Source organism: Monashia sp. NPDC004114, from assembly GCF_053603855.1.
Genome location: NZ_JBSGGK010000019.1, coordinates 97,566 through 106,080, shown reverse-complemented (window position 1 = coordinate 106,080; position 8,515 = coordinate 97,566). Strand labels below are relative to the sequence as shown.

At 71.7% G+C, this 8,515-nt stretch carries 7 protein-coding genes and 1 pseudogene; 3 read left to right on the top strand and 5 right to left on the bottom strand.

The window, feature by feature from the left end:
* The 5 genes and pseudogenes from ACWEOW_RS20740 to ACWEOW_RS20720 all read right to left on the bottom strand — a co-directional run.
* A pseudogene (locus ACWEOW_RS20740) lies at nt 1-375 on the bottom strand (hypothetical protein); the annotation flags it as partial.
* 269 nt (nt 376-644) lie between these two features.
* The gene (locus ACWEOW_RS20735) at nt 645-2,633 is read right to left on the bottom strand and encodes a thioredoxin domain-containing protein (protein WP_452271144.1); all 1,989 of its coding nucleotides are present in this window, start codon (nt 2,631-2,633) and stop codon (nt 645-647) included.
* A gap of 27 nt (nt 2,634-2,660) precedes the next feature.
* On the bottom strand, nt 2,661-4,049 hold the full coding sequence (locus ACWEOW_RS20730; RefSeq protein ID WP_452271143.1) for an MATE family efflux transporter: 1,389 nt from the start codon (nt 4,047-4,049) through the stop codon (nt 2,661-2,663).
* 111 nt (nt 4,050-4,160) lie between these two features.
* Entirely contained in the window at nt 4,161-5,123 is a 963-nt protein-coding gene (locus ACWEOW_RS20725; protein ID WP_452271142.1) for an aminoglycoside phosphotransferase family protein, read from the bottom strand.
* Nucleotides 5,120-6,154 carry a hypothetical protein gene (locus ACWEOW_RS20720; RefSeq protein WP_452271141.1) on the bottom strand — a complete coding sequence of 345 codons (1,035 nt, stop codon included), beginning with the start codon at nt 6,152-6,154 and terminating at the stop codon, nt 5,120-5,122. The genes ACWEOW_RS20725 and ACWEOW_RS20720 overlap by 4 nt, the downstream gene beginning before the upstream one ends.
* Nucleotides 6,155-6,291: 137 nt before the next feature.
* On the opposite strand from ACWEOW_RS20720, the gene ACWEOW_RS20715 reads away from it, so the two are divergent.
* The 3 genes from ACWEOW_RS20715 (at nt 6,292) to ACWEOW_RS20705 (ending at nt 8,382) form a co-directional block, all read left to right on the top strand.
* Entirely contained in the window at nt 6,292-6,891 is a 600-nt protein-coding gene (locus ACWEOW_RS20715; RefSeq protein ID WP_452271140.1) for a ribosome maturation factor RimP, read from the top strand.
* Nucleotides 6,891-7,937 (top strand): transcription termination factor NusA, encoded by a 1,047-nt coding sequence (gene nusA, locus ACWEOW_RS20710; protein ID WP_452271139.1) that lies wholly within the window; start codon nt 6,891-6,893, stop codon nt 7,935-7,937. The genes ACWEOW_RS20715 and nusA overlap by 1 nt, the downstream gene beginning before the upstream one ends.
* A gap of 121 nt (nt 7,938-8,058) precedes the next feature.
* Nucleotides 8,059-8,382 (top strand): YlxR family protein, encoded by a 324-nt coding sequence (locus tag ACWEOW_RS20705; RefSeq protein ID WP_452271138.1) that lies wholly within the window; start codon nt 8,059-8,061, stop codon nt 8,380-8,382.
* Nucleotides 8,383-8,515 lie beyond the last annotated feature (133 nt).

Sequence of the window (8,515 nt, the reverse complement as noted above, 5' to 3'; positions counted from 1 at the left end):
GCCGCGGGTGTCGGCCTCGGCGGCCAGGACCGCGGTCAGGGTGTCGGCCAGCGCGCGCAGCTGTTGGGCCTGGCCCAGGGCCTGGCCGATGTCGGCCTCGGACAGCGACCAGGGCGAGACCCCCAACGCGTGCTGCATCGTGGCCAGCAGCGACCCGAGGGTCCCGACCAGCCCGGGCGCGCCACCCCCGACACCCCCGACACCCCCGACACCCCCGTTGGGACCGGGCGCCTGCCAGCGGCGGCTGGCTGGGTCGGGCCCACCCGAGTCGCCAGACCCCCTCGCACCGGTCCCGCGCGCGCCGGTCGCGGGGGCACCGGTGACGGGCGCGCCGTGGGGTGGCGTGTCGCGTTGGGTCGGGGTGCCGGTGTGCATGTCTCAAGGATAGAAGTGACCACTGACAACCGAACGCAAACGTGCTTCACACTAGGTAAATGATGTGGACAACCCGGCGCGCCCGGATGCCCCGGCGGCGGTAGGCGCGCAGATGAGAGTCGACGCGGGACTGGGGCGGGACCCGAGCCCGCTGCCAACGGTATGCACGGGCGAAGGGGCGCCCGGTGCATCAGGCCGAGCCGAACGGGCGCGGGCACCCACTGAGGACTGTGACCTGCCGTGGCCCATACGCGTCTTCGCCCGGTGTATCAGCCCATCCGGACTCGGCCCGAAAGCTGGCGGACCAGGACGTCGGGGTCGGTCGTCGGCAGGTCGCAGACCATACCGCGGCAGACGTAGGCCGCAGGCCGCCCGGCCACGAGGGTCCGGTCCGCGAGCAGCGGCACGTCGGGAGCGTCGGGCTCTCCTCGGACCACCACGAGGCCGGGGCTGGCCGACTCCCGCGCCACCCTCTCGAGGGCGTCCGCTGTCGGTCCGTCTCCGACGACTGCGACCTGGAGCGGCCCGCTGACGACGGCCTCGGCCACCGCCAGGGACCACCCGCCGAACCTCGGCTCGTGGACAGCGAGCCCGAGGCCGGCCGCGGTCGCGGCCATCCCGGCATCCAGCGCTGCCGGGTCCCCGGTGAGCGCGCCCAGGGTCACGAGCGCACCCGCGAGCGCCGACTGGCCGGACGGCTCGGCGTTGTCGGCGGCGCTTCGTGGGCGCAGGTAGAGCGACTCGGCGTTGTCGGCGGTGTCGTGGAAGCCGCCGTCGCCGGCGGCGAAGTCACGGGTGGCGGCGCCGAGGATGGATCGGGCGACGTCGAGCCACTGGGTCTCGGCCGTTGCCTGGTGCAGCGCGAGCAGTCCCTCCGCGAGGTTCCCGTGGTCGTCGGCGACGGCGCGCGCGGTGCCGACGAGGCCGCCGCGGGACGCACGGTAGAGCACCCCGTCCACCAGATGCGTGTCGACCACGAAGCCGGCGCATCGGCGGGCGGCTGCTACCCACTCGTCGACACCCAGGGCCGCGCCGGCCTGGGCGAGGGCGCCGATGGCCAGGCCGTTCCAGGAGCAGACGACCTTGTCGTCCCGCCCCGGCTGGGGGCGTGCTGAGCGCGCGGCCGCCAGGCGCTCGCGCACGTCGGCGAACCAGGCGGGGTCGGCGGGGTCGGCTGGGAGCTGGAGCGTCGAGCTGCCGTGCTCGAACGTGCCGGTGGCTGTCACCGCGAAGAGCCGGGCGGCGGCGTCCGCATCCGCACCGAGGGCGTCGCGCAGCTGGCCCGGCGTCCAGACGTAGGTGAGCCCCTCCTGGCCGTCGGTGTCGGCGTCGAGCGACGACGCAAAAGCACCTTCGGGCGTGCCGAGCTCGTCGATGACGAATGTGGCAGTCTCACGAACGACCCTCTCCGCCAGCGGGTTTCGGCTCACCTTCCACCATGACGTGTAGGCGCGAAGCAGCAGGGCGTTGTCGTAGAGCATCTTCTCGAAGTGCGGCACCACCCAGTCCGCGTCTACGGCATACCGGGCGAACCCGCCACCCACCTGGTCGTACATGCCGCTGCGCGCCATCTTCTCCAGGGTCCGCTCGGCCATCTCCAGCGCCAGTTGGTCCCCAGTGCGGTGGTGGTGCCGTAGCAGGAACTCGAGCACCATCGACGGCGGGAACTTGGGGGCGCCACCGAAACCGCCTGCGCGAGCGTCGAACTGGCGGGACAGCACGGTGACAGCGCGGGACAAGGCGTCCGGCTCGACGGCATACGGCTCGGGTGGCCGCAACGCCCCGGCCAGGGTGGACGCGATGTGGGTGGCGGAGGCGCGCACCTCCTGCTCCCTCGTGCGCCACGCGTCGTCGAGCGCCGCGAGGATGCGCATGAACTGGGTGCGGTTGAAGTAGGTCCCGCCGAAGAAGGGCTCGCCCTCGGGTGTGAGGAAGACCGTCATCGGCCAGCCTCCCTGACCGGTCGTGGCCTGCACGGCTGACATGTATGCCGCGTCGATGTCAGGACGCTCCTCGCGGTCCACCTTCACGGCGACGAAGCGTTCGTTGACGGCCGCTGCGACTGTCTCGTCCTCGAACGACTCGTGCGCCATGACGTGGCACCAGTGGCACGCGGCATACCCGACCGACAGCAGCACCGGCACGTTGCGCTGCCGCGCCTCGGCGAACGCCTCCTGGCCCCACTCCTGCCAGTGGACGGGGTTGTCCTTGTGCTGCAGCAGGTACGGGCTGGTGGCCTCGCCGAGGCGGTTGCTCATCCCCTCACGCTAGGCGACGCACGGGGATCAGGCAGCGGTGGCGACGAGCTGCTCCCACTTGATCCGGCGGGCGCGGTAGCTGAAGATCGCCAGCTTGACGAGCTCCTCGACGATGCGGGCGGCGATGATCCCCACGAAGCCGAGCGGCGTGTGCAGGCCTAGCAGGACCGCGAGGGGCAGGCCGACCCCGAACGCGCCGACGACGTCGCCGAGGATGACGCCGCGCACGTCGTTCCCGCTGGGCAGCACCCCGGCACCGACGATCATGTTGCGGACCTTGACGACCTGGAAGGCGGCGTTGAGCAGGATGCCGACCCCGGCCATGAGCCGCACGTTCGGGCCGGCCTCGCCGTACAGCGGGTCGAGCAGCAGCACCGACACGGCGAAGAGCAGGCCGAAGGCGATCGCTGTGCCGACGCCCGCCTTCTTGACCCGCCGCACCCACGCCACGGCATCGGTGATGTCACCGCGACCGACCGATCGGCCGACCAGTGCCGTCGTCGCCGCCATGAGGCCGATGCTGCCGACGACGAAGATGCCTTCGAGGGTGGTGACGATCTGCGCCGCCGCGAGCGCCTCGTCGCCGAGCTGCTGGAAGACGACGTTGTAGAGGAATGTCCCGACGGTCCAGAAGAGCTCGGTGACACCGAGGGGCAGGGCGAGCACGAAGAGGGGCACGATGACCGTGCGCCATCCGCGCAGGTCGTCCGGAAGGCTCCAGCGCACGACACGTCGCGGGCCGAACGCCATCCAAGCGAGGATGAGCGCTTTCGCGGTCGCCGTGACGAGGGTCGCCCAGCCGGCTCCGGCGACGCCGAGCGCGGGCAGCGGGCCGACTCCGGTGACGAGGGAGTAGGCGATGACCGAGTTCGCGACGACGGTGATCATCGTGGCGATCATCGGGCTCGTGGCGCGGCCGACCGAGCGCAGCACCCCCGACATGACCGCGCTGAGCACGACGGGCAGCGTGGCCAGCACCGTCAGCCGGAAGTAGTCGGTGCCGGCGGCCGCGACCGACGGAGACGCTCCCACGAGCCCGAGCAGGTGGTCCGAGACCAGCCACGGCACGAACGACACGACGGCACCGAGGACGAGCGCGGCAACGACGGCCGCGGTGACGGTGTGGTCGAGCGTCTCGTGCCGGCCACCGCCGTGAGCGCGCGCCACGAGGATGGCCACCGACGTCCCGAGCGCGCCGAGGGTGACTCCGAGGATGAAGGTGAGGCTGTTGGAGAAGCCGACGGCGGCGATCGCGGTCGCGCCGAGGCCGCCCACGACGATCTGGTTGACGAAGTTGAGCACCAGCATGAGGACGAACTCCATGCTCACCGGCACGGCGATGCGTGCGATCTCGCGAGCCGGCGACGGCATGGCCGAGCGCGGTTCACGGAAGGTGGGCATGGCAAGGCGAGGCATGCGAGTGCCTTTCGACATCGAAGTGTTGGGGGTGCCGGACAAGGTTAAGGGTTCAAGCGTTCGATATCGAAACGATTTGATCCCGCGTCCCACGAGGTGGTCGGAGCAGCCTCAGTCGTTCATCGCCTTGATGATCATGACCGCGAGGCTGACCCTCTCCCGCGCCCACGCCTGGGTGTCCCGGTCGGCGCCGGACCGTGCCGACATCGCCGCGTCGAGGCCGTTGTCGGCCTCACGCACGATCGTCCAGGCGCGCGCACGTCCCTCGTCGATGCCGGCGCGCTCGCAGATGATCTCCAGCCGGCGGCGCAGCGACCACCGGATCTGCGAGCCGGTCCCGAGCTCGTCGGAGCGGTTCCACAGCGCCGGCGCCACCTCGAACGCCGGGTCGCCGGCCATCGGCTTGGGGTCGATGGCCAGCCACGGGGTGCGGTATCCCGCAAGGACGTTCGCGAAGTGCAGGTCGGTGTGCAGCAGCCGGTCCTCGGCCGGCGGCCGCGCGACGAGCTCGCCGGCCAAGGCGGCCGCCTGGTCGAGATAGCGCCGGGGGAGCAGCGCCGGTGCGTCGCGCAGCTCACGCGCCTGTCGCTGCGCGTATGCCGTGAGCGCCGGCACGCGTGGGTGGGGAGGCCGGCGCAGGGTGTGCAGGAGGTCGCCGATGACGCCGCACGCCTCGTCGATCTCGACCCTGGTCAGGTCGCGTGGGTTGAGCCGCTCGAGCAGCAGCGCGAAGCGGGTCGGGTCGGCCCGCACGAGCCGCACCGAGCCGTGGCCGTTCCAGCTCTGCAGCGCGATGCTCTCGGTCGCCGCCTCGGGGTGCGGCCAGGTCACCTTGAGCACTCCCTCGCCACTCGCGCCCACGACCTCGCGTCCGCCACCCATCAGCCGCACCGGCACGACCACAGAGCAGGCGCCGCTCATGCTCCGGCCGACGGGCTCGAGCTCCCACTCGTCGAGCAGGTCGACGAGCAGGGCCGGCAGTGAGGCGAGCCAGTCCTCGCCCGAGATGTAGCCGTCGGCGGCGTACCCGCTCACTGCGTGTGCGAAGTGGGCGGGGACCAGGTCGATGCTCACGCCGAGGCCCCGGGGAAGGGCGTGAGGGGCACGTCCCACCTCGTTGCCAGGGCCTGCACGTGTGCGGTCCAGCGACCGACGTCCTCGAGCGCCGCACCGGTCGGGTTCGACCCGGCTGCGTCGGTGGCCGCGTCGACGGCCGTGCGCAGCACGTCCGTGGCCAGGCGGGCGGCGTCCTCGGGCGTGGTGACGGGAAAGGGCAGGGCCCAGCCGCTCGGCTCCGAGCCGGTGGCGCTGGAGAGGCTGACCCCGAGGCGGCCCAGCGAGGTGAGCGTGTCGGCGGCTCGTGACTGCTCGTCGCCGCGGCTCTGTGCCGCCGCCACCTCGAACGCGTACACGAGCGGCTGGGTGCGGTCGATGATCTCGGTCCGTGCGGGGCTGGCCGGGCCGGGCTCGACATCGCGCCCGAGCAGGACCGCTCCCGCGAGACGGACGCCGTATGCCGCCGCCACCAGCTCTCGGGTCTGCGGTGTCGCCTTGGCGACCTGGTCCCAGTCGGAGGCCGTGAGGGAGTCGAGGGCGGCGGCGAGCTGGGCGCGCGTGCGGATGGTCCGTGGGGCCGCGTGGTTCGTGGTCGTGGTGCTCGGCGTGCCGGCGGGGGTGGGTGTGCCGGTCGCTGTCGTCGGAGCCGTCGAGGCCGCCTTCCCGGCGCGCGCCCTCGCCACCGCGGCGTTGATGACGGCGGTCGGCACCCCGGCGTTGGTGAGCCGTCCCTTGAGGACTCGGAGCTGCTCTGTCTGCACGGCGCGCAGCCGTCGCACGGTTGCGCTCGCACCGGACCCCGCCAGCACGGCGGTCTCGCCGTCGACGAGCACCTGCAGGTCGCCGACGACGTCGAGCAGGAGCGCCTCGTCGGGCGCTTTCTTGCGGGTCGGCGGTGGTGGCGTCGGCTGGGGCAGGTCGAGCCGCAGACCGCCGTCGACGAGGACGGCAAGGACTGCGGCGGCCCCACCGACGACGAAGAGACGGCGGGGCGGGTTGCCGAGGTGGTTCAGCACCCGTGACCCGAGTCCACGGGTGTCGCCGTCCATGCGGTGATCTTCGCACGGGCTGGGCGGTCTGCGAGGACACCCCACCGCCGATAGAGTGGAGGGCACCGCGGGGTTCCGCGCTTCCGGCACCCGGCGGCGCGTCGTCGCGGCATTCGAGAAAAAGGGAGGCGTCGGGCATGACCACGGCCCAGCAGATCAAGGCGGCGCTCGAGCCGGTGCTCGCGCCCCTCGGGCTGGTCGTCGAGGAGGTCTCGGTGTCTCCGGCCGGCAAGCGCCGGGTGGTCCGCGTGCTCGTGGACACGGACATCAGCAACCTCGACGCGGCCGACACGACGAGCGCCGTCCCGCCCATGAGCCTCGACACGGTGGCCGACGCGACGCGGGCGGTCAGCGACGAGCTCGACGCCGGAGACGTCATGGGCCAGAGTCCGTACGTCCTCGAGGTGTCGTCTCCCGGCGTGGGCCGGCCGCTGACCTCGCGCGACCAGCTCCGTCGGCAGGTCGGCCGCCTCGTCGAGGTCGTTCACACCGACGGCACGGACACCGGTCGCCTCGTCGATGTCGGCGCCGACCGCCTCACGCTGTCGGTCGAGGCGACCCGCAAGACGCCCGCGCGCGAGGTGACGCTCGACCTCGACACGGTCCAGCGCGGCGTGGTGCAGGTGGAGTTCAAGCGCGCCGAGCCGGCCGGGGCGAGCAGCGACGTGACCGACGACGTCACTGACGTGACTGACGATGACGCGGACGTGGCGTCCGCCGTGGAAGGGGACCTCTGATGGACATCGACCTGGCCGCCCTGCGAGCCCTGGAGAGGGAACGCGACATCAGTCTGGACGTGCTGATCCCGGCCATCGAGCAGGCCATGCTCGTCGCCTACCACCGCACCGAGGGAAGCTACAAGATCGCCCGGGTCGAGCTCGACCGCAAGACGGGCCACGTCGTGGTCTGGGCACGTGAGGAGGGTGAGCTGCTCGATTCGGACGACGGTGAGCGGCCGGTGCGAGCCGAGCCCGGTCCCGAGTTCGACGACACGCCTGAAGGTTTCGGGCGGATCGCCGCCTCGACCGCCCGGCAGGTCATCGTCCAGCGGCTGCGCGACCTCGAGGACGAGGCCATCCTCGGCGACTTCAAGGGCCGCGAGGGCGATGTCATCTCGGGCATCATCCAGCAGAGCCAGGACCCCCGGAACGTGCTGGTCGACTTCGGCACGGTCGAGGGGATCCTGCCGCTCGCGGAGCAGGTGCCGGGGGAGCGCTATGTCCACGGGGAGCGCCTGCGCTGCTACGTCGTCAGTGTCAAGCGTGGCCCCAAGGGCCCTCAGGTCGGCCTCAGCCGCACCCACCCCAACCTGGTGCGCACGCTCTTCAAGTTCGAGGTCCCCGAGATCGCCGACGGCACCGTCGAGATCGCCGCGCTCGCCCGCGAAGCCGGGCACCGCACCAAGATCGCCGTCCACAGCAAGGTGCCCGGCGTCAACGCCAAGGGTGCCTGCATCGGGCCGATGGGCGCCCGCGTCCGGGCCGTCATGACCGAGCTGCGCGGCGAGAAGATCGACATCGTCGACTACTCCGAGGACCCCGCGGTCTTCGTGGCCGCGGCCCTGTCGCCTGCCCGGGTGCAGTCCGTGGAGATCGTCGACAGCTCGGCCCGCGCCGCCCGCGTCGTCGTGCCGGACTACCAGCTCAGCCTCGCCATCGGCAAGGAGGGGCAGAACGCCCGCCTGGCCGCGAAGCTGACCGGCTGGCGCATCGACATCCGGCCCGACACCGAGCCGGCCAACGCGCCGGGCGGCGGTGTCCAGGCCGCCCCCGACGACGAGTGAGCATCGACTCCGCAGCCCACGCCGACCGACTCTTCGCCCCCTCACGTGGCGGGCGGCATACCCAGAGGTGTCCAGCTGTTGAACCCTTGACGGCGCCACACCCCGTGGAGCGGGGAGCGTCGTGCACGCGGTAGACTTGTCTGTGGCCGACCGGACTGGACTCCGTGCCGAGCCATCCCGCACGTGTGTGGGATGTCGAGGGACGGATAGCTGGTCGGCACTGCTGCGAGTCGTCGCGGCGACGGACAGAGATGCCGGGATCACCCCCGTTCCTCTCCATCCTGACCCGAGACACCGGATGCCGGGACGTGGTGCATGGCTGCACCCGACGCCCGAGTGTTTCGAGCTGGCAGTGCGCCGCAAGGCGTTCGGACGTGCCCTGTGCCTGCAGGCTGCGGTCGACGTGAGCGCGGTCGCACAACACCTCGGCATCCAGCGCCCGTAGCACGACGTGTGGCCGCAGCCAGATGCGGTGGCCACGCGAGTTGGATCAGTCAATAGATCAGTCAAAAGAACCAAGGCGGGTTGAAACGCTATGAGCACCCGATGAGTACTCAGCGATGAGCAAGCCCCAGCAA